Annotated in this window: 21 protein-coding genes; 15 read left to right on the forward strand and 6 right to left on the reverse strand. The window is 59.5% G+C overall.

Annotated elements, in window-relative coordinates; genetic code table 11:
• Nucleotides 1-10: 10 nt before the first annotated feature.
• From LDN84_RS11020 to LDN84_RS11065, 10 genes are all read left to right on the forward strand, one after another.
• Nucleotides 11-1261 carry a thiolase family protein gene (locus LDN84_RS11020; protein WP_223912484.1) on the forward strand — a complete coding sequence of 417 codons (1251 nt, stop codon included), beginning with the start codon at nucleotides 11-13 and terminating at the stop codon, nucleotides 1259-1261.
• A gap of 103 nt (nucleotides 1262-1364) precedes the next feature.
• A complete protein-coding gene (locus LDN84_RS11025; protein WP_223912487.1) occupies nucleotides 1365-2129 on the forward strand; it encodes an SDR family NAD(P)-dependent oxidoreductase in 765 nt (254 codons plus the stop codon).
• Between the two features lie 9 nt (nucleotides 2130-2138).
• Nucleotides 2139-2558, forward strand: a complete 420-nt coding sequence (locus LDN84_RS11030) for an acyl-CoA thioesterase (RefSeq protein ID WP_223912490.1) — start codon at nucleotides 2139-2141, stop codon at nucleotides 2556-2558.
• 68 nt (nucleotides 2559-2626) lie between these two features.
• Nucleotides 2627-3760: an ABC transporter substrate-binding protein gene (locus tag LDN84_RS11035; protein WP_223912493.1), complete on the forward strand. Its 1134-nt coding sequence runs from the start codon at nucleotides 2627-2629 to the stop codon at nucleotides 3758-3760.
• Between the two features lie 93 nt (nucleotides 3761-3853).
• Complete coding sequence (locus LDN84_RS11040; RefSeq protein WP_223912496.1) at nucleotides 3854-4891, forward strand: branched-chain amino acid ABC transporter permease; 1038 nt, start codon at nucleotides 3854-3856, stop codon at nucleotides 4889-4891.
• A gap of 1 nt (nucleotide 4892) precedes the next feature.
• Entirely contained in the window at nucleotides 4893-6689 is a 1797-nt protein-coding gene (locus LDN84_RS11045; RefSeq protein WP_223912498.1) for a branched-chain amino acid ABC transporter ATP-binding protein/permease, read from the forward strand.
• Between the two features lie 10 nt (nucleotides 6690-6699).
• Nucleotides 6700-7494: an ABC transporter ATP-binding protein gene (locus tag LDN84_RS11050; protein WP_223912501.1), complete on the forward strand. Its 795-nt coding sequence runs from the start codon at nucleotides 6700-6702 to the stop codon at nucleotides 7492-7494.
• Nucleotides 7495-7585: 91 nt separating this feature from the next.
• On the forward strand, nucleotides 7586-8686 hold the full coding sequence (locus LDN84_RS11055; RefSeq protein WP_223912504.1) for a porin: 1101 nt from the start codon (nucleotides 7586-7588) through the stop codon (nucleotides 8684-8686).
• A 16-nt stretch (nucleotides 8687-8702) separates the two neighbouring features.
• The gene (locus tag LDN84_RS11060) at nucleotides 8703-10412 is read left to right on the forward strand and encodes an acyl-CoA dehydrogenase family protein (RefSeq protein WP_223912507.1); all 1710 of its coding nucleotides are present in this window, start codon (nucleotides 8703-8705) and stop codon (nucleotides 10410-10412) included.
• A 35-nt stretch (nucleotides 10413-10447) separates the two neighbouring features.
• Nucleotides 10448-10903 (forward strand): MarR family winged helix-turn-helix transcriptional regulator, encoded by a 456-nt coding sequence (locus tag LDN84_RS11065; protein WP_223912510.1) that lies wholly within the window; start codon nucleotides 10448-10450, stop codon nucleotides 10901-10903.
• 112 nt (nucleotides 10904-11015) lie between these two features.
• Here the strand turns inward: LDN84_RS11065 and LDN84_RS11070 are convergent, their stop codons facing one another.
• Nucleotides 11016-11924 carry a LysR substrate-binding domain-containing protein gene (locus tag LDN84_RS11070; RefSeq protein WP_223912934.1) on the reverse strand — a complete coding sequence of 303 codons (909 nt, stop codon included), beginning with the start codon at nucleotides 11922-11924 and terminating at the stop codon, nucleotides 11016-11018.
• Between the two features lie 104 nt (nucleotides 11925-12028).
• On the opposite strand from LDN84_RS11070, the gene LDN84_RS11075 reads away from it, so the two are divergent.
• From LDN84_RS11075 to LDN84_RS11095, 5 genes are all read left to right on the forward strand, one after another.
• Nucleotides 12029-12739, forward strand: coding sequence for a substrate-binding domain-containing protein (locus tag LDN84_RS11075; RefSeq protein WP_223912512.1), 711 nt, complete (start codon nucleotides 12029-12031; stop codon nucleotides 12737-12739).
• A gap of 84 nt (nucleotides 12740-12823) precedes the next feature.
• Nucleotides 12824-14017: a 4-hydroxybenzoate 3-monooxygenase gene (gene pobA / locus LDN84_RS11080; RefSeq protein ID WP_223912937.1), complete on the forward strand. Its 1194-nt coding sequence runs from the start codon at nucleotides 12824-12826 to the stop codon at nucleotides 14015-14017.
• 78 nt (nucleotides 14018-14095) lie between these two features.
• The gene (locus LDN84_RS11085) at nucleotides 14096-15127 is read left to right on the forward strand and encodes an amidohydrolase family protein (protein WP_223912515.1); all 1032 of its coding nucleotides are present in this window, start codon (nucleotides 14096-14098) and stop codon (nucleotides 15125-15127) included.
• Nucleotides 15124-15807, forward strand: coding sequence for a 4-carboxy-4-hydroxy-2-oxoadipate aldolase/oxaloacetate decarboxylase (ligK, locus tag LDN84_RS11090; protein WP_223912517.1), 684 nt, complete (start codon nucleotides 15124-15126; stop codon nucleotides 15805-15807). Before LDN84_RS11085 ends, ligK begins: the two co-directional genes overlap by 4 nt.
• A 98-nt stretch (nucleotides 15808-15905) precedes the next feature.
• Nucleotides 15906-16841 carry a DUF1932 domain-containing protein gene (locus LDN84_RS11095; protein WP_223912520.1) on the forward strand — a complete coding sequence of 312 codons (936 nt, stop codon included), beginning with the start codon at nucleotides 15906-15908 and terminating at the stop codon, nucleotides 16839-16841.
• A 22-nt stretch (nucleotides 16842-16863) separates the two neighbouring features.
• On the opposite strand, the gene LDN84_RS11100 is transcribed toward LDN84_RS11095, so the two are convergent.
• The 5 genes from LDN84_RS11100 to LDN84_RS11120 form a co-directional block, all read right to left on the reverse strand.
• Nucleotides 16864-17319 (reverse strand): type II toxin-antitoxin system VapC family toxin, encoded by a 456-nt coding sequence (locus tag LDN84_RS11100; RefSeq protein ID WP_223912523.1) that lies wholly within the window; start codon nucleotides 17317-17319, stop codon nucleotides 16864-16866.
• Nucleotides 17316-17570 carry a type II toxin-antitoxin system Phd/YefM family antitoxin gene (locus LDN84_RS11105; RefSeq protein WP_223912526.1) on the reverse strand — a complete coding sequence of 85 codons (255 nt, stop codon included), beginning with the start codon at nucleotides 17568-17570 and terminating at the stop codon, nucleotides 17316-17318. Before LDN84_RS11105 ends, LDN84_RS11100 begins: the two co-directional genes overlap by 4 nt.
• A gap of 127 nt (nucleotides 17571-17697) precedes the next feature.
• Nucleotides 17698-18621: a type I restriction endonuclease subunit R gene (locus LDN84_RS11110; RefSeq protein ID WP_223912529.1), complete on the reverse strand. Its 924-nt coding sequence runs from the start codon at nucleotides 18619-18621 to the stop codon at nucleotides 17698-17700.
• A gap of 27 nt (nucleotides 18622-18648) precedes the next feature.
• Nucleotides 18649-18855 carry a hypothetical protein gene (locus LDN84_RS11115; protein WP_223912530.1) on the reverse strand — a complete coding sequence of 69 codons (207 nt, stop codon included), beginning with the start codon at nucleotides 18853-18855 and terminating at the stop codon, nucleotides 18649-18651.
• A gap of 65 nt (nucleotides 18856-18920) precedes the next feature.
• On the reverse strand, nucleotides 18921-19085 hold the full coding sequence (locus tag LDN84_RS11120) for a hypothetical protein (protein ID WP_223912532.1): 165 nt from the start codon (nucleotides 19083-19085) through the stop codon (nucleotides 18921-18923).
• Between the last annotated feature and the right edge of the window lie 12 nt (nucleotides 19086-19097).

Consider the following 19097-nt stretch of genomic DNA (forward strand, 5'->3'; position numbering starts at 1 on the left):
GCTCATGAACATGGCAACTAAAGGATTCTTCAACGCTTTCAAAGACGTGTGGATGCTGGGTGGCATGCGCACCCCCATGGTGGACTACTGCGGCGCACTTGGCCACATCTCCCCGACTGACCTGGGCATCAAAGCGGCCCGTGCTGCCCTGGCGCACACGGCTGTGCCGGGCGAGCACGTCAACTCGGTGCTGACCGGCAACATGGCCCCCGGCGACTTTGAGCAGTTCATGCTGCCGCGCCACATTGGCCTGTACGCCGGGGTGCCGCAAGAGGTTCCTGCACTGATGGCACAACGCATCTGCGGCACCGGCTTTGAGCTGTTTCGCCAGGCCGGGGAGCAAATTGAGAGCGGCTGTGCCGACGTGGCGCTGCTGGTCGGCACCGAGAACATGACACGCAACCCGATTGCCTCGTTCACCCACCGCACCGGCTTCAAGCTGGGTGCGCCGGTGGAGTTCAAGGACTTTTTGTGGGAATGCCTGAACGATGCTACCGCCTCGGTCAACATGATCCAGACCGCCGAGAACTTGGCCAAAAAGTACGGCATCAGCCGCGAGGAAGTCGATGCCTTTGCCTCCAATTCCTTTGCTAAAGCAGTGGCGGCGCAGGAAAGTGGTTTTCACACCGGTGAAATCACCCCAGTGATCAGCGAAAACTTTGAACTGGCGGGCTACACCACCCGCGCCATCAAGCTGCCAGGCAAGACCGCTGTGGTGGCTCAGGATACGCACGCACGCCCCTCCCCGGTGGAGGTGTTGGCCAAACTGCGCAGCATCTACCCTGGTGGTGTGCAAACCGGTGGCAACAGCTCGGCGCTGGTCGATGCCGCCGCCGCCGCCGTGGTCGCCAGTGGAGCTTACGCCCGAGCTGAGGGCAAGCAGCCGCTGGCTCGCGTGGTGGCCGCAGCGGTGGTGGGTGTACCACCCGAGATCATGGGCATTGGCCCGGCCCCGGCGATTCGCCTGCTGCTGGAGCGCACCGGCCTGAAACTCGATGACATTGGCCGCTTTGAGATCAACGAAGCCCAGGGTGCACAAACCCTGGCGGTGGGGCGTGAGCTGGGGCTGGACATGGACAAACTCAATGTCAACGGCGGTGCCATTGCGTTGGGTCACCCCCTGGCGGCCACCGGCGTGCGCCTGACGCTGACGCTGGCGCGTGAAATACAACGCAGCGGCCAACGCTTTGGTGTGGCCAGTGCCTGCATCGGCGGCGGTCAGGGTATTGCCCTGCTGCTGGAAAACCCGCAAGCCGTCTGAAGACTCACAATTTATAAGAAAAAGTGGCCTCTAGCGCTTATAAAACAAGCGCTAGTAGCTATAAAGTTAATAGTATTTAACCTCACACACAAGAGTATTCAACATGAACATTCAAGGACAAGCAGCGCTGGTCACCGGTGGTGGTTCCGGCTTGGGCGAAGCCACCGCCCGTGAGTTGGCCCGCCTGGGTGCCAAAGTGGCGATTCTGGACGTGAATCTGGCCAACGCCGAGAAAGTGGCTGCCGAGATTGGCGGCGTGGCCTGCCTGTGCGACGTGACCAACCCCGAGAGCGTACAAGCCGCCATGGATGCCGCCAGCGCCGCCCACGGCCCGGCGCGTATCCTGATGCAAATAGCAGGCATTGGCACCGCCAAACGCATCATCGCCCGTGACGGCTCACCGGCCCCGCTGGAAGACTTTGTGCGCGTGGTCAACGTCAACCTGATCGGCACCTACAACGTGGCCCGCCTGTTTGCCGCCGCCTGCGCGAAGTTGGAACCGATGGAAGACGGCGAGCGGGGTGCCATGGTGTTCACCGCTTCGGTGGCCGCCTTTGATGGCCAGGTTGGCCAGCAGGCCTACAGCGCCTCCAAAGCCGGTGTGGCCGGTATGACGCTGCCGATGGCGCGTGATCTGGCGCAGCACGGTATTCGGGTCTGCACCATCGCACCGGGGCTGTTCGCCACGCCACTGATGGCCACGCTCCCCGAAACGGTGCAACAGTCGCTGGCGGCCAGCATTCCGTTTCCGCAGCGTCTGGGCAAGCCTGAAGAATTTGCCCAGCTCGCTGCGCACATCGTCAGCAACGGCCACCTCAATGGCGAGGTGATCCGCCTGGATGGCGCACTGCGCCTGGCGCCACGCTAAAGACCGGCCATGAGCAAAACTGTTATTTACGAAGTGAACGTGATGTTTGGCGACTGTGACCCGGCCGGCATCGTTTTCTTTCCCAACTTTGCCAAGTGGATGGATGCCTCGTCGCTGAACTTTTTTATGCAGTGCGGCGTGCCACCCTGGCGTGAGCTGGTCAAAACCACCGGCATCATCGGCACACCGCTGCTGGAGATCAACACCAAGTTCCAGCGCCCGGCCACCTATGGCGAGACGCTGCAGGTGCACACCAGCATTGAAGAGTGGCGCGACAAGGTATTCATCCACCGCCACATCATCAAGCGGGGTGACGAGTTGCTGTGTGAAGGCACCGAGGTGCGTGCCTTTTGCATGCGCCTGCCAGACAACCCTGACCGTATCAAAGCCATTCCGGTGCCCGCCGACATCAAGGCTTTGTGTGCTTGACCCTGTTTTGCTGAGCTACCCCTGTTTTCCCCGCGCTACCTGCCATAAAACCACTTGGAGACTAAACCATGAAAATTTTTAAAACCCTTATCGCCACCGCTGTCACAGCCCTGGCCACCGGTGCCGCCATGGCCGAGATCACCATCGGCATCAGTCTGCCGCTGACTGGTCCGGCCTCGGGTCTGGGTATTCCCATGGGCAAGCAGATCAAACTCTGGCCTACGGAAATCGCAGGAGAAAAGCTCAAGGTCATCGTGCTGGACGATGCCACCGACCCGACCAATGGTGTCAAGAACGCCAAACGTTTTGTGACTGAAGACAAGGCCGACATCATCATGGGTTCAGCTGCGACACCCGTGGCGATTCCCATGGCCGCTGTGGCCGCTGAAGCCGAAACCGTGCAACTGGCATTTTCACCTGCGGTACTTCCTCCCGGCAAAGATGCCTGGACCTTTCGTATGCCGCAATCCAACGATGTGATGGCCCATGCGATGGTTGCACTGATGAAAAAACAGGGTGTCAAGACGGTCGGTTTCCTGGGTTACACCGATGCCTATGGCGAAAGCTGGCTCAAGGATTTCACCACCACCGCCACCGCCAGCGGTATCAAACTGATTGCCACCGAGCGATTTGCCCGCTCGGACACCAGTGTCACAGCCCAGGCCCTGAAGCTGGTGTCAGCCAACCCGGATGCCATGTTGATCGTGGCCTCCGGCAGCGGTGCAGCCATGCCCCACATGGCGGTGGTGGACCGTGGCTACAAGGGCAAGATTTACCAGACCCACGCAGCTGCCTCGCGTGACCTGATGCGTGTGGGCGGCAAAGCGGTGGAAGGTGCCTATGTGGTGTCTGGCCCGGCGGTGATTGCCGAGCAGTTGCCTGACAGCCATCCGTCCAAAAAGGTCTCCATGGACTTTGTGCAGCAGTACGAAAAAGCTTACGGCCCGGCTTCACGCAACCAGTTCGCCGGGCACAGTTATGACGCGGTGCTGGTGCTGGAAAAAATTGTTCCCATGGCGCTGAAAAAAGGCAAACCCGGTACCAAGGAATTCCGTACCGCTTTGCGTGATGCCATGGAAACCATGGGCCGCACCGTGGTGTCACATGGCGTGCTGAACTGGACGCATGACAACCACTGGGGCTACACCAACGAGACCGGTGTGATGCTCAAGGTGGTGAATGGCGACTGGAAAGTCGAGTAAGCAGCCTCCTGCTCACACCTCTGCTTGTACGAGGTCAAAGGCTGCCCGGGAAGGGCCGCCTTTGGGGTGATTTCTATTTTTACTGGGCCCATCATGGACTTCTCAATTGCCAGCATTTTGCTGCTCGATGGCATCACCAACGGGGCGGTGTACGCCCTGCTGGGTTTGGCCACGGTGCTCGTGTTCTCTGTGACGCGGGTCATCTTTATTCCGCAGGGGGAGTTTGTCGCCTATGGCGCGTTGACCCTGGCCATCTTTCAGGCTGGCAAAGTGCCCGGCACGGTCTGGATGCTGCTGATCATGGCGGTGTTGGCGGCGGTGATGGATGTGCGTTTGAGCTGGCAACACACCGGTGACGTGCGGCGCGCGCTGAAAGCCGGTTTGATCACTTTGGCCGGGCCTCTGGTGGTTTCCCTTTTATCGATCTGGGCGGCTCCACACCAATTGCCGCTGCTGGTTCAAGCATTGTTGACGGTGGCCATCGTCACCTCGTTTGGGCCGCTGGTGTACCGGCTGGCCTTCCAGTCGCTGGCCGATGCCAGTTCGCTGGTGCTGTTGATTGTGTCGGTGGGGGTGCACTTTGCCATGACTGGCCTGGGCCTGCTGTTTTTTGGGGCAGAGGGCTTTCGCAACCCCTCGTTCTGGGATGAACGCATGGAGTTTGGTGGCTTGGCCCTTACTGGGCAGGCGCTGATCATCATGCTGACCTCTGTGGCGCTGATTGTCTTGCTGTACCAGTTTTTCAGCCGCACGCTGTACGGCAAGGCCTTGCAGGCCACGGCGGTGAACCGGCTGGGTGCACGCTTGATGGGTATCTCCACCCATGGTGCCGGGCAAGCCACCTTTGCCATGGCCGCCCTGATTGGTGCGCTGTCGGGGCTGTTGATTGGCCCAACCACCACGGTGTTTTACGACTCCGGCTTTCTGATTGGTCTCAAAGGCTTTGTGGCGGCGGTGATGGGTGGTTTGCAGAGTTATCCGCTGGCCGCGCTGGGTGCGCTGTTTGTGGGCCTGGTGGAGTCTTTTGGTTCATTCTGGGCCAGCGCGTTCAAAGAGGTGATTGTGTTCACCCTGGTGCTGCCCATTCTGCTCTGGCGCTCGGTCGCTGGCGGCCATTCCGAGGAACATTGAGATGTCTTTTCCCTCCACACTTCAACACTGGGCGCACGATGCCAAGATTCAGCGCGTGCTGGTGGTGGCTTGCATGCTGTTGTATGCGGTGTCCCCCGTGCCTGATTTCTGGATTACCCAGCTCAACTACATTGCGCTCTACAGCCTGGTGATTCTGGGCCTGGTGCTGCTCACCGGTATTGGTGGACTGACCTCGTTTGGTCAGGCGGCGTTTGTCGGCATCGGGGCTTATACCAGCGCTTATCTGACCGTCCACATGGGCTGGTCACCCTGGCTGACGGTGTTTGCCGGTCTGTTCATTACCGGCATCAGTGCGCTGGTGGTGGGCTGGATTACCTTGCGTATGTCGGGCCACTACCTGCCGCTGGCCACTATTGCCTGGGGTTTGTCGCTGTATTACCTGATGGGTAATCTGGATGCACTGGGCAAATACGACGGCATTCTGGGTGTGCCCGCGCTGACCGTTTGGGGCTGGGACATCAGCCGGGGGCGCAGCTTCTTTGTGCTGGCCTGGGGCATGGTGCTGTTGGGCGCGTTTGCGTTGCTGAATCTGATGGATTCGCGTACCGGCCGCGCCATCAAGGCCATGCGTGCGAGTACGCTGATGGCCGAAGCCATGGGCGTGGACACCTTGCGCCACAAGGTGGGCATCTTTTTGATTGCGGCGCTGTTTGCCAGTCTCTCTGGCTGGTTGTTTGCGCACTTTCAGCGCACGGTGAACCCTTCGCCGTTTGGCCTGAAGATGGGTATTGAGTACCTGTTCATGACGGTACTCGGCGGTGCCGGTTATGTCTGGGGAGCCATCAGCGGTGCAGTCATGACCAAGCTGCTGGAAGACGAGCTGCAGGTGCTGCTGCCCAAGTTGTTGGGTACCAGCGGCAGCTACGAGGTGATTGTGTTTGGCATTGTGCTGGTGCTGGTGCTGAAATATCTGCCTGACGGTGTCTGGTCACTGGTTGGGCGCTGGTTACCCAAGCCCCGTCGGGTGGAAGATTGGCACAAGGCGGCTCCTTTGCCTGAGCGTGTCAAACCGGCTCTGGGTGATCTGGTACTGGAAGTCAAGGACATTCGCAAGCAGTTTGGTGGCCTGATTGCCGTCAAAGACATTGGCTTTTCCATCCAGGCCGGGCAGATCGTCGGCCTGATTGGTCCCAACGGCGCGGGCAAGTCCACCACCTTTAACCTGATCACCGGCGTGTTGGGCCTGACCTCGGGTGTGGTGAAGTTTCGGGGCCAAACTATCAGCGGTTTGTCTTCGCGTGAGATTGCCCAGCGGGGTATGAGCCGCACCTTTCAGCACGTCAAGATGATTCCTGAAATGACCGTGCTGGAAAACGTGGCGCTGGGTGCACAACTGCGCGGCAAGAAAGGTGCAATCTCCAGCATGTTGCGTCTGGATCGTGCCGAAGAACAAAGTCTACTGCGTGAAGCGGCGCGCCAACTGCAACGTATTGGCATGGGCCATGTGATGCACGAGCTGGCAGGCAACCTGGCGATGGGCCCACAGCGCCTGCTGGAAATTGCCCGCGCCCTGTGCAGCGACCCGGCCCTGCTGCTGCTGGATGAGCCCGCCGCCGGTCTGCGCCACAAGGAAAAACAAGCCCTGGCCGCCGTGCTGCGCCAGCTGCGCAGCGAGGGCATGAGCATCTTGCTGGTGGAGCACGACATGGACCTGGTGATGGACGTGACCGACCACATTGTGGTAATGGAGTTTGGCACCCTGCTGATGCAGGGCACGCCGGAAGAAGTACAGCAAAGCCCGAAGGTACGTGCAGCGTACCTGGGCGTGGAACATTGAAAGTCACACCATGAATCAACCTGTTTTAACCGTCAAAGGCTTGCGCGCTGGTTATGGCCGCGCCGAAGTTCTGCATGGTATTGACCTGCAAGCCCCCAAGGGCAGCGTGATCACGGTGATTGGGCCCAATGGGGCAGGCAAATCCACCTTTCTGAATGCCTTGATGGGTGTGCTGCCCGCGCAAGGCCAGATTGAATTTGAGGGGCAGCCGATCAATGTGCTGTCGCTGGAAGAGCGTGTCATGCTGGGTATTGCCCTGGTGCCGGAAAAACGCGAGTTGTTTGGCAGCATGAGTGTGGAAGACAACCTGGTACTGGGGGCGTTTCGTCAGGTGCGACTGAACAACCCCAAGTGGCGTGATCAACTGGACGTGGTCTACCAGCTTTTCCCACGCCTGCAAGAGCGTTGCAAACAGGCCTCGGGGACTTTGTCGGGTGGGGAGCGTCAGATGCTGGCGGTGGGCCGGGCCATGATGTCGCGCCCCACGCTGCTGATGCTGGACGAACCCAGTCTGGGTCTGGCCCCGCTGGTGGTGAAGGAGATTTTTCGCACCATTGATGCCTTGCGCCAAACCGGCGTGACTACCTTGCTGGTCGAGCAAAACGCCCGTGCGGCACTGGAGACGGCCGACTACGGCTACGTGCTGGAAATGGGTGAAATCGCATTGAGTGGCCCGGCCAAGGATCTGGCCACCGATCCGCGTGTGATCGATACCTACCTGGGCGCGGCGCGCAAAAAAAACACCGGTGGCGATGGAGCCCCTACCCATTTCAGCAGCCAGAAGACAGGCACATCCTCCGAATGACACGAATCCGCTGAAAGATTCAGTTGCTCAATACAACAGATTTCAAAGACTGTGCACCGTCAATAACGATGACTTTTACCTTGGAGACACCATGAAAATTGCAAACTTAGTTACCTTAACCGGACTGGTCTTTACCAGTGCTGTTTATGCGCAGAGCGCCACCATCTACGGCATGATGGACGTTGGCATTGAGTCCCTGAACAATGTTGCCGCTGCGGGTGGCAGCCTCACGCGTATGCCGTCCAACACCGGCATCATTCCATCGCGCCTGGGCTTTCGTGGCAAGGAAGACCTGGGGGGTGGCTTGAGCGCCATCTACACACTGGAGATGGGCTTTGCACCAGACACCGGCGCGTCAGGGCAGGGCGGTCGCCTGTTTGGTCGCCAGTCCACCGTGGGTTTCAGTGGTGATTGGGGTGCGGTCACGCTGGGGCGCCAATGGACCATGTTGTTCTGGTCTGTTCTGGATTCGGACATTGTTGGCCCTGCGGTCTATGGTATTGGTTCTTTGGACAACTACATTCCCAACTCACGTATTGACAACTCGATTGCATACAAAGGCAAGTTTGGCAATGTCACGGTGGGCGGCACCTACAGTTTGGGCCGTGATACCGTGACTGGGGGCAACCCTGCGGCGACCGGTTGTGCCGGTGAAAACGGTGCCGATGCGCAGGCTTGCCGTGAATGGTCGGCCATGGTCAAGTACGACACCCCAAGCTGGGGCGCTGCTTTGGCCTATGACGCGATCAATGGTGGTGCAGGCTCCTGGGCTGCGGCAAACCTGACCACCAGTGCCCAAACCGATGGCCGTTTGATGGTGAATGGTTATATGAAGTTGTCCAGCATGAAAGTGGCGGCAGGCCTGATTCGTCGCAACAACGATGGCAGTGTGATCAAACCCAAGAGCGATCTTTGGTACTTTGGTGCGTCCTACCCACTCACGGCGGCCTGGACGCTCGACGGCACCTATGCCAAGTTGAGCTACAAGGATGTCAGTAACTACGATGCCAGCTTGCTGGCAGTGCGTGCGCTGTACAAAATGTCCAAGCACACCACTCTTTATGCCCAGATGGGTTCGATCCAGAACGACAGTCTGTCGGCCGTGTCCGTCAGTGGTGGCGCAGCAGGTAGCAATCCAGTGGCGGGTGGAAGCCAGACGGGCATGATGTTCGGCGTGAACCACACATTCTGAGCACAAGGCGTTTGACATGAACTATCAGCCCACTTTGTCCGACTTTCACTTTATTCTGCACGAGGTGCTTCAAGCACCGGCCCGGTTGCAGGTGTTGCCCACTTTCACCGAGGTGGATGCTGACCTGATGCGCCAGGTGCTGGATGAAGCCGGTAAATTTGTCGGTGAAGTCATTGCACCCCTGAGTCGCACCGGCGACGAAGTGGGCTGTCAGTTTGCCAATGGCCAAGTGACCACCCCGCCTGGTTTCAAGGAGGCTTACCAGGCTTTCTGGCAGGCAGGTTGGCCCGCTTTGGCCTGTGCTCCTGAGGACGGTGGCCAGGGTTTGCCTGGCGTTCTTGAAGCCGTTTTGTATGAAATGCTGAGTGCCGCCAACCACGGTTGGACCATGGCGCCAGGCTTGTTGCATGGTGCTTACGAATGTATCAAACACCATGCCAGCGATGAACTCAAGGCGCGTTACCTGGAAAAAGTTGCCACCGGGGAATGGCTGGCCACCATGTGCCTGACCGAACCCCATGCGGGCAGCGACCTGGGACTGGTACGCACCCGAGCTGTGCCACAAACGGACGGCAGTTACCACTTAAGTGGTACCAAAATTTTTATCTCAGGGGCTGAGCATGACCTGAGCGACAACATCATCCACCTGGTGTTGGCACGCCTGCCGGATGCTCCCCCCGGCCCCAAAGGCCTGTCACTGTTTCTGGCACCCAAATACATGCCCAATGGCGCACGCAACCCGGCGCTGTGTGAGCGTATTGAAGAAAAAATGGGTTTACACGGCAGCGCAACCTGCGTCATGCGTTTTGATGAGGCTACTGGCTGGATAGTTGGGACACCTGGGCGTGGTTTGAATGCCATGTTTGTCATGATGAATGCCGCCCGGCTGCACGTGGCGCTGCAAGGGATTGGTTTGCTTGATGCTGCCTGGCAAAAGGCCCATGCCTACGCCCAGGAGCGCCGTCAGATGCGTGCTCCGGGGCGTGACAAATCCAGCATGGAGGCCAGCCTGATCATTGAGCACCCGGCCATGCGTCGTATTCTGGACACCCAGCGCGCCTGGATTGACGGGGGCCGTGTGTTGGCCTACACCACGGCACTGGAACTTGACATCATCAAACATCACCCTGAAAGCGAACCCAGGATCAGGGCAGAGCGCTGGTGCAGTCTGGTGACACCGGTGCTCAAAGCGGCCTGGACGGAGCAGGCCTTCAAGGGCAGCAGTGAATGCATGCAGGTTTTTGGCGGCCATGGTTATGTGCGTGAATGGGGGATTGAGCAGATCGTGCGGGATTCACGTGTGAGCATGATCTACGAGGGCACCAACGAAATCCAGGCGATTGACTTGCTGGTACGCAAGGTGTTGCCTGATGGTGGGGCAGGGTTAACTACCTTGCTGCAGGAGCTTTCCGACAAGCTGGTGGGTACGGATGTTGCTGCCGAGACCTTCAAAACACAGGTCACGGTGTTGTGTGCGCTGACCGGCAAGCTGGTACAGGCCAGTGCGCTGGATCAACAGTTGCCGTACTGGGTGGCAGACGACTACCTGCGCGCCGTAGCCGTGACCTTGTTGGCATGGGCCTGGGTACAAATCCGGCAGACACCTACAGGTGATACCTCAGGCCCAGAGTCAGCCCGCTGGCAGCACCCTGAGGCAGCGCTGCAGCACTGGATACTGCCAGAGTTTGCCATGCGCGTGCAGATCATCTCAGCCAGGCTCCCATAGTTCGGTATGCTCGGGTGATTTTCTGGTCGAATCTTATGGATGAAAAAGTCACCACACCGTTTGTTGAAAAAGTCAACACCCGCTATCTTGAAACCCTGGTGGGCTACAACGCCCGCCGGGCAGCTTTGGTCATCATCAGCGAGTTCATGGAGCGCATGGCGATCTATGACCTGCGGACGGTGGATTTTTCGGTGCTCTCGCTGATCACCCACAACCCTGGCATCACCTCACGGCAGCTCTGCAACACCCTGGGTATCCAGGCACCGAATCTGGTTGGCATGGTGAATACACTGGAAAAACGTGACCTGATCAAGCGTCTGCAGCATCCTCATGATGGTCGCGCCATGGGTTTGTATCTGACAGAAGTGGGCGAAAAAATGATGCGTAATGCCGAAAAAACGGCGGTTCAGCTGGAGCAGCAGGCCACATCCAAATTGTCTGTTGAAGAACGCAAAACCCTGATGAAGCTGCTGAAGAAGATTTACAAGTAGTCAAGCGGCAAGGCCAAGTGTTGCCAACCAGGGGTGCGATGCGTTGACGTGCTGACGCACTTGGGTTCAGAGTCTGCACACTCCAAAGCACAAACAGTGCGTCATCATCCCCTCACGCCTTCACAATCTTCCCCACCGTTTGCCGAATCAGCGCCAGCGTGGTCTGCTGGGTCAGGGTAGCTGGGCGTAGCGAGCTGGTGGCCAGCGATACCTTGGTGCGCAGCAAGGGCTCATGGATGGCTTGTACGGTGAATGCCGAGGGCCGGATCGAGTTGGCTACTGCGTGGCGTGACAGCACCGCGCACCCGGCACCGTCGGCCACCAGATCCAGAATGGCAGATACACCGTCAATCTCCAATGCAATCTTCAGCCGACAACCCAGGTTGGCCATTTCGGACTCCACATGCATGCGAATGGCGTTGGGGCGGCTGGGAATCACCAATGGCAGTTGTGATACGGCCTGCAGGGTCACAGGGCCGGGCGGCGGATCTTCCGGCAGTCCGGGTGGACGGCGGCGTACCAGCACCAGATCCTCTTCCAGCAGCGGCGCAATTTCGGTTTCGGCGGTTGGCTGCGCGTTGTACAGCACGGCAATGTCCAGCCGTCCGGCCACCAGCGACTCCTGCATGGCTACCGACAGGCCTTCACTGATGGAAATGGTGGCATCGGGCAACTCGGCCCGAAAAGCCCGTGTCAGCGGCACGGTGAGAATACGCGCCAGACTGGGTGGCAGCCCCACCGCCACGCGCCCGGCCAGCGAGCCACGGATACGGCCCAGTTCCTCCCGCGCACGCTCCACCTGGTGCAGGATGCCGCGGCCATGCGCCAGCAGCAACTTGCCTGCCTCGGTGGGCAGGGCCCCGCGGCCATTACGTGTCAGCAGGTTTTGCCGTAGCTCCACCTCCAGCAGGCGCACCTGACGGCTCAGGGCAGGCTGGGCCACGTCCAGCGCAATGGCGGCACGGGTAAAACTGCCGAGTTCGGCCACGCGCACAAAGTATTCGAGTTGTTTCAGGTCCATGGTGGTCATTGGGAATAACTAGGCGGCCATTATGCCTATTTGAAATAACTGCTAGTGCCCGGTGGTGCTTTCCCCACGCATGGGCAAAACCCAGAATTGGGGTCATGCAAAACTCTGCCCTTCCCCCTGTTGCGCCGCCCACCGGCATCTCGTCCATGGCCACGCGCCTGTTGCTGGCCGACCTTACCCAGGCCTATGCCGAGCGCAGCGGCCAGACCGTGGCCATCGAATCGGTCGGCGGGGTGGATGCGGCCAGGCGGGTGCAAGCCGGGGAGGCCTTTGACCTGGTCATTCTGGCCTCGGATGCCATGGCCAAACTGGTCGCCGCAGGCCATTTGCGTGCTGACAGCCTGACCCCGCTGGTGTTTTCCGGTGTCGATGTGGCGGTGCCGGAAGGCAGCCCGGTGCCCGACATCAGCAGCGAAGAGGCGGTGCGCCAGGCCGTGCTGGCCGCGCCCACGCTGGGCTATTCCACTGGCCCCAGTGGTGTGGCGCTGGCCAAGCTGTTTGAGCGCTGGGGCATTGCCGAGTTGATCCAACCCCGCATCGTCACCGCACCACCCGGCGTGCCAGTGGGCAGTCTGGTGGCCAAGGGGGAGGTGGCGCTGGGCTTTCAGCAGCTCAGCGAACTGATCCACCAGCCCGGCATCACCATCGTTGGCCCGCTGCCGCCAGAGATCCAGATCACCACCACCTTTTCAGCCGCCATGACCACCGGCTGCACCCGGCCGACTGAGGTGCAAGCGCTGCTGGAGTTCATGGCCTCACCGGCGACGGCACAGGCCAAGAAGCGCCAGGGCATGGATCCTGTTTGATATGAATTTAATAGCTGCTTGCGCATGTTTTACCTGGGCTAGAGGCCTAAAACACTTATAAATGGAGTCACCATGAGCCTTTCTATCCGTACCCAAGTCGCCATCATTGGTGCCGGGCCATCCGGCCTGCTGCTGGGCCAGTTGCTGCACAAGGCCGGCATTGACGCGGTGATCGTCGAGCGTGTCTCGGGCGACTATGTGCTGGGCCGCATCCGCGCTGGTGTGCTGGAGCAGGTGACGATGGACTTGCTGGATGAAGCCGGTGTCGGCGCACGCATGCACCGCGAAGGCCTGGTGCATGGCGGCTTTGACATGCTCTACGGCGGCCAGCGCCACCGCATCGACATGAACGCGCTGACCGGCGGCAAAAACGTCATGGTCTACGGCCAGACCGAAGTCACGCATGATTTGATGGACGCCCGCGCTGCGGCTGGTCTGCCCACCTATTACGAAGCGGCTGAGGTGCAGGTGTTTGACTTTGACACCGCTCACCCGCGTGTCACTTTCACCCACCAGGGCAAAGCTGTGACCTTGGACTGTGATTTCATCGCCGGATGCGATGGCTTTCACGGCGTGTGCCGCGCCAGCGTGCCGCGCAAGTCGATTCAAGAATTCGAGAAGGTTTACCCCTTTGGCTGGCTCGGCCTGCTGTCCGACACGCCGCCGGTGCATGACGAGCTGATCTACGTGAACAGCCCGCGTGGTTTTGCCCTGTGCTCCCAGCGCAGCAAAACCCGCAGCCGCTACTATCTGCAAGTGCCGCTGACCGACCGCCTGCAAGACTGGACCGACGATGCCTTCTGGCAAGAGCTGCGCCTGCGCCTGGATGCCGAAGCCGCCGCCCAGTTGGTCACCGGACCGTCGCTGGAGAAAAGCATTGCCCCGCTGCGCAGCTTTGTTACCGAGCCGATGCGCTTTGGCCGCCTGTTCCTGGCCGGTGACGCGGCCCACATCGTGCCGCCCACCGGGGCCAAGGGCCTGAACTTGGCCGCCACCGACGTGAAGTACCTCTGCAATGCGCTGGTGGACTTTTACCAAAACCGCAGCGAGGAGGGCATCGACACGTATTCGGCCCGCTGCCTGCGCCGCATCTGGAAGGCCGAGCGCTTCTCGTGGTGGTTCACCTCGCTGATGCACCGCTTCCCGGACGACGGCCCGATCACCGCCAAGTTTCAAGAGGCCGAGCTGGACTACCTGATCCATTCCCACGCCGGTTCCTTGTCGATTGCCGAAAACTACGTGGGCCTGCCGCTCGATTTTGCTGAGCTGGTGCGCTGAATACTATTACTTTAATAGCTTCTTGCGCTTGATTGATAAGGGCTAGAGGCTTAAAACACTTATAAAAGGAGTTTAACCATGATCATCGACTGCCACGGCCACTACACCACGGCCCCCAAGGCGCTGGAAACGTGGCGCAACCAGCAAATTGCGGGCATCAAAGACCCCGCCGTCATGCCCAAAGTAGCTGACCTCAAAATCAGCGACGACGAGCTGCGCGAGACCATTGAGAGCAACCAGCTGCGCCTGATGAAAGAGCGCGGCAGCGACCTGACCCTGTTCAGCCCACGCGCCAGCTTCATGGCGCACCACATTGGCGACTTCAACGTGTCGAGCACCTGGGCGGCCATCTGCAACGAGCTGTGTTACCGCGTCAGCCAACTCTTTCCCGAGAACTTTGTCCCGGTGGCCATGCTGCCGCAAAGCCCCGGCGTCGATCCCGCCACCTGCATCCCCGAGCTGGAAAAGTGCGTCAAGGAATATGGCGCGGTCGGCATCAACCTGAACCCCGATCCATCCGGCGGCCACTGGACTTCACCACCCTTGAGTGACAAGCACTGGTACCCGATTTACGAGAAGATGGTGGAGTACGACCTGCCCGCCATGATTCACGTCAGCACCAGTTGCAACGCCTGCTTTCACACCACCGGCGCACACTACCTGAACGCCGACACCACCGCCTTCATGCAGTGCCTGACCAGCGACTTGTTCAAGGAATTCCCCACGCTCAAGTTCCTGATCCCACATGGCGGCGGTGCCGTGCCTTACCACTGGGGCCGCTTCCGTGGCCTGGCGCAAGAGCTGAAAAAACCGCTGCTGCAAGAGCATTTGCTGAACAACATCTACTTCGACACCTGCGTCTACCACCAGCCCGGCATTGACTTGCTCAACACCGTGATCCCGGTGAAAAACGTGCTGTTTGCCAGCGAGATGATCGGCGCGGTGCGCGGTATCGACCCCGAAACCGGTAACTATTACGACGACACCAAACGCTACATCGAGGCCAGCAAAATCCTCAGTGACGCAGACCGTCAACAAATCTATGAAGGCAACGCCCGCCGCGTGTTCCCACGGCTGGATGCCTTGTTGAAAACAAAGGAAGTGAAATGAACAACCTCGGAATCGTCAAACGCAACATCAATCGCGCCGACAAGGCTGCAGTAGAAAAACTCTCGCGCTTCGGCGTGGCCACCATCCACGAGGCCATGGGCCGCGTCGGCCTGATGAAGCCCTACATGCGCCCGATCTACAACGATGCCCGCATCTGCGGCACAGCCGTCACCGTGCTGCTGCAACCCGGCGACAACTGGATGATGCACGTGGCCGCTGAGCAGTTGCAGCCCGGTGACGTGGCTGTGGCTGCCTGCACCACCGACAACACCGACGGCTTTTTTGGCGACCTGCTGGCTACCTCGTTCCAGGCGCGTGGTGCGGTCGGCCTGATCATTGACGGCGGCGTGCGCGACGTGAAAGACCTCACCGAGATGAAGTTCCCGGTGTTCTCCAAAGCCATCCACGCCAAAGGCACTATTAAGGCCACGCTGGGCTCGGTCAACGTGCCGGTGGTCTGCGCCGGAGCCCAGGTCAACCCCGGCGACGTGGTCATTGCCGACATCGACGGCGTGGTCGTTGTGCCCGCAGCCATTGCCCAAAAAGTGGCCGATGCCGCAGAAGCCCGCGAAGCCAACGAAGGTGACAAACGCGCCATCTTCGCCTCTGGCGTGCTGGGGCTGGACTACTACAAGATGCGTGAAGGCCTGGCCAAAGCGGGTCTGCGCTATATAGATTGAAGCGCTCTGCCCAGGTGTTACCTGGGCTAGAGCACTAAATGCCATGAAGCCCCATTCTGCGGGGCATCCCCAAGCTGCAAATTCATAACGCTAAACCCATGCAAACCATCCCCCAACACTGGCACATCGGCCTGGTCGGCTACGGCGAAGTGGGTCGCATCCTGGCCGAAGACCTGCGCGCCCAAGGTGTCGCCGTCAGTGCTTACGACATCAAGCTCGACAACCCCGCCACCGCCACCCCCCTGCAAGCCCACGCCACACAACACGGCGTGCAACTGGCCACCAGCAGTGCCGCGCTGGCCGCTCAAGTTGACTTCATCATCAGCGCCGTCACTGCCAGCCAAACCGTATTGGTAGCCCAGGCTTGCGCGCCTGCGCTGCAGATAGGCGCCTACTTTCTGGATTTCAACTCCGCATCGCCCGGTGCCAAACAGCGCGCCGCCAGCCTGATCGACGGGGCAGGGGGCCGCTACGTCGAAGGCGCAGTCATGACCAGCGTGCCACCCTACCGCATCAAGGTGCCGCTGCTGCTGGGCGGTGGCTTTGCCGCCGAGCTGGCCCCACTCATCAACAGCCTGGGCTTTGCCGCCAAAGTTGCCAGTGAAAAATTGGGCGTGGCCAGCGCCACCAAGATGTGCCGCAGCGTCATGATCAAGGGCCTGGAGGCCATGGTGATCGAGAGCTTCACCACCGCCCGCCACTACGGCGTGGAAGACGCAGTCATCGCCAGCCTGTATGAAACCTTCCCCGGCATCGACTGGGAAAAACAGGCCGCCTACTTCTTCCAGCGCGTCATCGAACACGGCCGCCGCCGCAGCGAAGAAGTGCGCGAAGTGGCCGAGACCGTGCGTGATGCCGGCCTGACCCCCTGGTCGGCCAGCGGCACGGCCGAGCGCCAGGCCTGGGTGGCCGACGGCGCTGACCAGGGCTGGTTTGGTGAAAAGGGCACGTCCGAATTTGCCCGCAGCGCGGACTGGCGGGTGGAGGCGGATCGGATGCTGGCTCAGGTGAGAGCGCGCCCTTTGACTCCGTAGGCATCCGCGAGACTCCTGCCAATCAAACGGGATGTTTCTTGCTGCGTGTCGCTGCTGGGGCCTCCCACGGATTGACGATGCTCACTCCGGTGGGCTTGAAATCAGCGACGTTGCGAGTGACCACCGTCATGCCATGCACAAGGGCAGTTGCTGCGATGAGTGCATCGCGTTCGCCGCGCTTATCGGGTACATGCAAGCGGGCGCAGCGTTGTGCCACGGCGGTATCTACTGGCAGCGTGCGCCCGGAAAACTCAGGCAACACGTGCTGCTCTAGCCACGCTCGCAACATGGCCCCTTGGGTGGCATCTTTTCGCTCAATCGACAAAACGCCAAGCTCCAGTTCCATGATGGTGATGGCAGACACAAAGAGGTCAGCGGCATCAACGCTTTGCGTCCATGCCGCAAAGTTCAAATCGGCCTTGCCAAGCCGCACCTTGCGCAGTTCGGACACTACGTTGGTATCAAGTACAAACATCATGAGAAATCAGCCGGCTGGGCTTCGATGGTCACGCGCGGCGGATCAAATTCGATGTCGGCCATACCCGGCATCGCCAGTGCATCGGCAATGTTGCGCCGCTGCTTGGTGAGCCGCTGATAGTCCGCAAAGCTCATCAGCACATGAGCCGGTCGGCCTCGATCCGTGATGAACACCGGCCCGTTATTGGCAGCCCGCTTGGCCTCGCTGGCCCCTTGGTTGAACTCGCGGCTGGTTAAGGTGGTGATGGTCATGGCGACACCTCGTATGTTTGAATAATGTAGGTATGTTACTACATCAACAGGGTGTCTGTTATTGTCCAGGTGCAGGCTGTTTGTGCTTGCTTAAAAGCCCACCCGAAGTGCGGCTGTATGGCCCGATTCAACTTGCTGCACTGGCGCTTGCACCGCGCTTGAAGTTGTCATCATTCTTGCTAAACGCCAGGGCATCGTCCAGCAAGCCGGTCAGCCGCAGCAGGTGTTCTGGCCGATCCAGCATGATCGTGTCTCCCGCACCAATTTCCAGTTTTGAGCGCTTGATCTCGATGCGGTGCGCGTCGGTCAGAGGCATGCAAAAGGCGACGGACGACCGCTTTTTGTCACCCCAGTAGCGCACCATCCAGCGGTTGCTTTTACCTTGGTAGAGCACGGTAAAGTAGCTCTCGGTGTCTTTGCCGTGTAAATCTTCGTCCGGTAATAACTCCTGGCAAATCTCAAGCACCCGGCGCTCATTGGCGGTAGTGATAATTTTTGAGTTGGTGGGATCGATGGTGGGCGCAGCGGGATCGATCAATACAACTGGAGCGATCTGTGGCGGCTCCTCAGGTGTCGGTGTCGAAAGCGAGCTGGTCACCATGTCGCTGATCGCCTTAGCCAGGGCCTGTTTCATGATGGGCTGCACGCCTTCGATGAATTTGGCGGTGAAGGTCCGTTGGATGTTGGCGCGGCCCGCGATGTACTTCACAAAATCGGCATCACACTCGCGCAACACGGTGGTAATGGAAGCCTTGAATGCGTTGAGGTAAATGTTTTCCTCGGCCAGTGCACGCAAGGCTTCGGGCTGGAATTTATCGTGATGAAATTGGGCCAATTGGTGAGAGGCATCCTGGGGCGATCCATCAAACTTGATCGTCAGAAACGGCTCACTGTCCATGATATTTTTATTCACCAAGTCGGTGAAGAAGCGCCATTCGCGCCCGTTTGTGATAGCACCCACGGTCACTTCAGGGGTCGCATTGTAATAACGCGACAGTTGCGGGCAGTGGTTGTTCAAGTTGGCTGAATAGCCCTTGGCCTCGATAAACATGACTGGTACGTTGTTGCAAAACAGCGCCTAGTCCACCCGCTCACCCACTTTGACCCCTGGAAAGTCTGATGCGTGCTCGGCCCTGACTTTGGTAGGGTCATAAGGGTTGAAGCCCAAAATCTCCAGCAGGGGCAGTATCAGCGCCTGCTTGGTGGTCTCTTCTGTGGTGCAGTGCTCGCCCACTTTCTTGACGTGATCGATGTGCTTGGCGACTTTGGCTATGAAATCGTGCATGTTTTCTCCTTGTAAAAATTGCCTTGTTGCCTATGCTGGCTGACTATCCTCCATTATGGGGGTGTTCAACCGCCGCCTGAACGGCAAGACTGTGCCGGGGCCTCGGTTTTGCTGCTGGCATTTGCCAAGTCTTGGCTCGCCAGCAAACCAGCCAGCACCACCCGGCGGTCAGGGCCTCGCTCAAAACTACCCAGCAGCTCCGCAATGCTGGCGCGGTCTCCCCGCGTCAAAGTAGATGTTGC

Source organism: Rhodoferax lithotrophicus (genome assembly GCF_019973615.1).
Classification (GTDB): domain Bacteria; phylum Pseudomonadota; class Gammaproteobacteria; order Burkholderiales; family Burkholderiaceae_C; genus Rhodoferax; species Rhodoferax lithotrophicus.

Excerpts from the sequence above, each read along its gene's own strand:
- LDN84_RS11060 (WP_223912507.1), top strand. The coding sequence starts at position 8,703 with ATGAACTATCAGCCCACTTTGTCCGACTTTCACTTTATTCTGCACGAG.
- LDN84_RS11055 (WP_223912504.1), top strand. The coding sequence starts at position 7,586 with ATGAAAATTGCAAACTTAGTTACCTTAACCGGACTGGTCTTTACCAGT.
- LDN84_RS11025 (WP_223912487.1), top strand. The coding sequence starts at position 1,365 with ATGAACATTCAAGGACAAGCAGCGCTGGTCACCGGTGGTGGTTCCGGC.
- LDN84_RS11035 (WP_223912493.1), top strand. The coding sequence starts at position 2,627 with ATGAAAATTTTTAAAACCCTTATCGCCACCGCTGTCACAGCCCTGGCC.
- LDN84_RS11085 (WP_223912515.1), top strand. The coding sequence starts at position 14,096 with ATGATCATCGACTGCCACGGCCACTACACCACGGCCCCCAAGGCGCTG.
- LDN84_RS11050 (WP_223912501.1), top strand. The coding sequence starts at position 6,700 with ATGAATCAACCTGTTTTAACCGTCAAAGGCTTGCGCGCTGGTTATGGC.
- LDN84_RS11115 (WP_223912530.1), bottom strand. The coding sequence starts at position 18,855 with ATGCACGATTTCATAGCCAAAGTCGCCAAGCACATCGATCACGTCAAG.
- LDN84_RS11075 (WP_223912512.1), top strand. The coding sequence starts at position 12,029 with ATGCAAAACTCTGCCCTTCCCCCTGTTGCGCCGCCCACCGGCATCTCG.
- ligK (WP_223912517.1), top strand. The coding sequence starts at position 15,124 with ATGAACAACCTCGGAATCGTCAAACGCAACATCAATCGCGCCGACAAG.
- LDN84_RS11110 (WP_223912529.1), bottom strand. The coding sequence starts at position 18,621 with ATGTTTATCGAGGCCAAGGGCTATTCAGCCAACTTGAACAACCACTGC.
- LDN84_RS11020 (WP_223912484.1), top strand. The coding sequence starts at position 11 with ATGGCAACTAAAGGATTCTTCAACGCTTTCAAAGACGTGTGGATGCTG.
- LDN84_RS11030 (WP_223912490.1), top strand. The coding sequence starts at position 2,139 with ATGAGCAAAACTGTTATTTACGAAGTGAACGTGATGTTTGGCGACTGT.
- LDN84_RS11065 (WP_223912510.1), top strand. The coding sequence starts at position 10,448 with ATGGATGAAAAAGTCACCACACCGTTTGTTGAAAAAGTCAACACCCGC.
- LDN84_RS11105 (WP_223912526.1), bottom strand. The coding sequence starts at position 17,570 with ATGACCATCACCACCTTAACCAGCCGCGAGTTCAACCAAGGGGCCAGC.
- LDN84_RS11070 (WP_223912934.1), bottom strand. The coding sequence starts at position 11,924 with ATGGACCTGAAACAACTCGAATACTTTGTGCGCGTGGCCGAACTCGGC.
- LDN84_RS11045 (WP_223912498.1), top strand. The coding sequence starts at position 4,893 with ATGTCTTTTCCCTCCACACTTCAACACTGGGCGCACGATGCCAAGATT.
- LDN84_RS11040 (WP_223912496.1), top strand. The coding sequence starts at position 3,854 with ATGGACTTCTCAATTGCCAGCATTTTGCTGCTCGATGGCATCACCAAC.
- LDN84_RS11095 (WP_223912520.1), top strand. The coding sequence starts at position 15,906 with ATGCAAACCATCCCCCAACACTGGCACATCGGCCTGGTCGGCTACGGC.
- LDN84_RS11100 (WP_223912523.1), bottom strand. The coding sequence starts at position 17,319 with ATGATGTTTGTACTTGATACCAACGTAGTGTCCGAACTGCGCAAGGTG.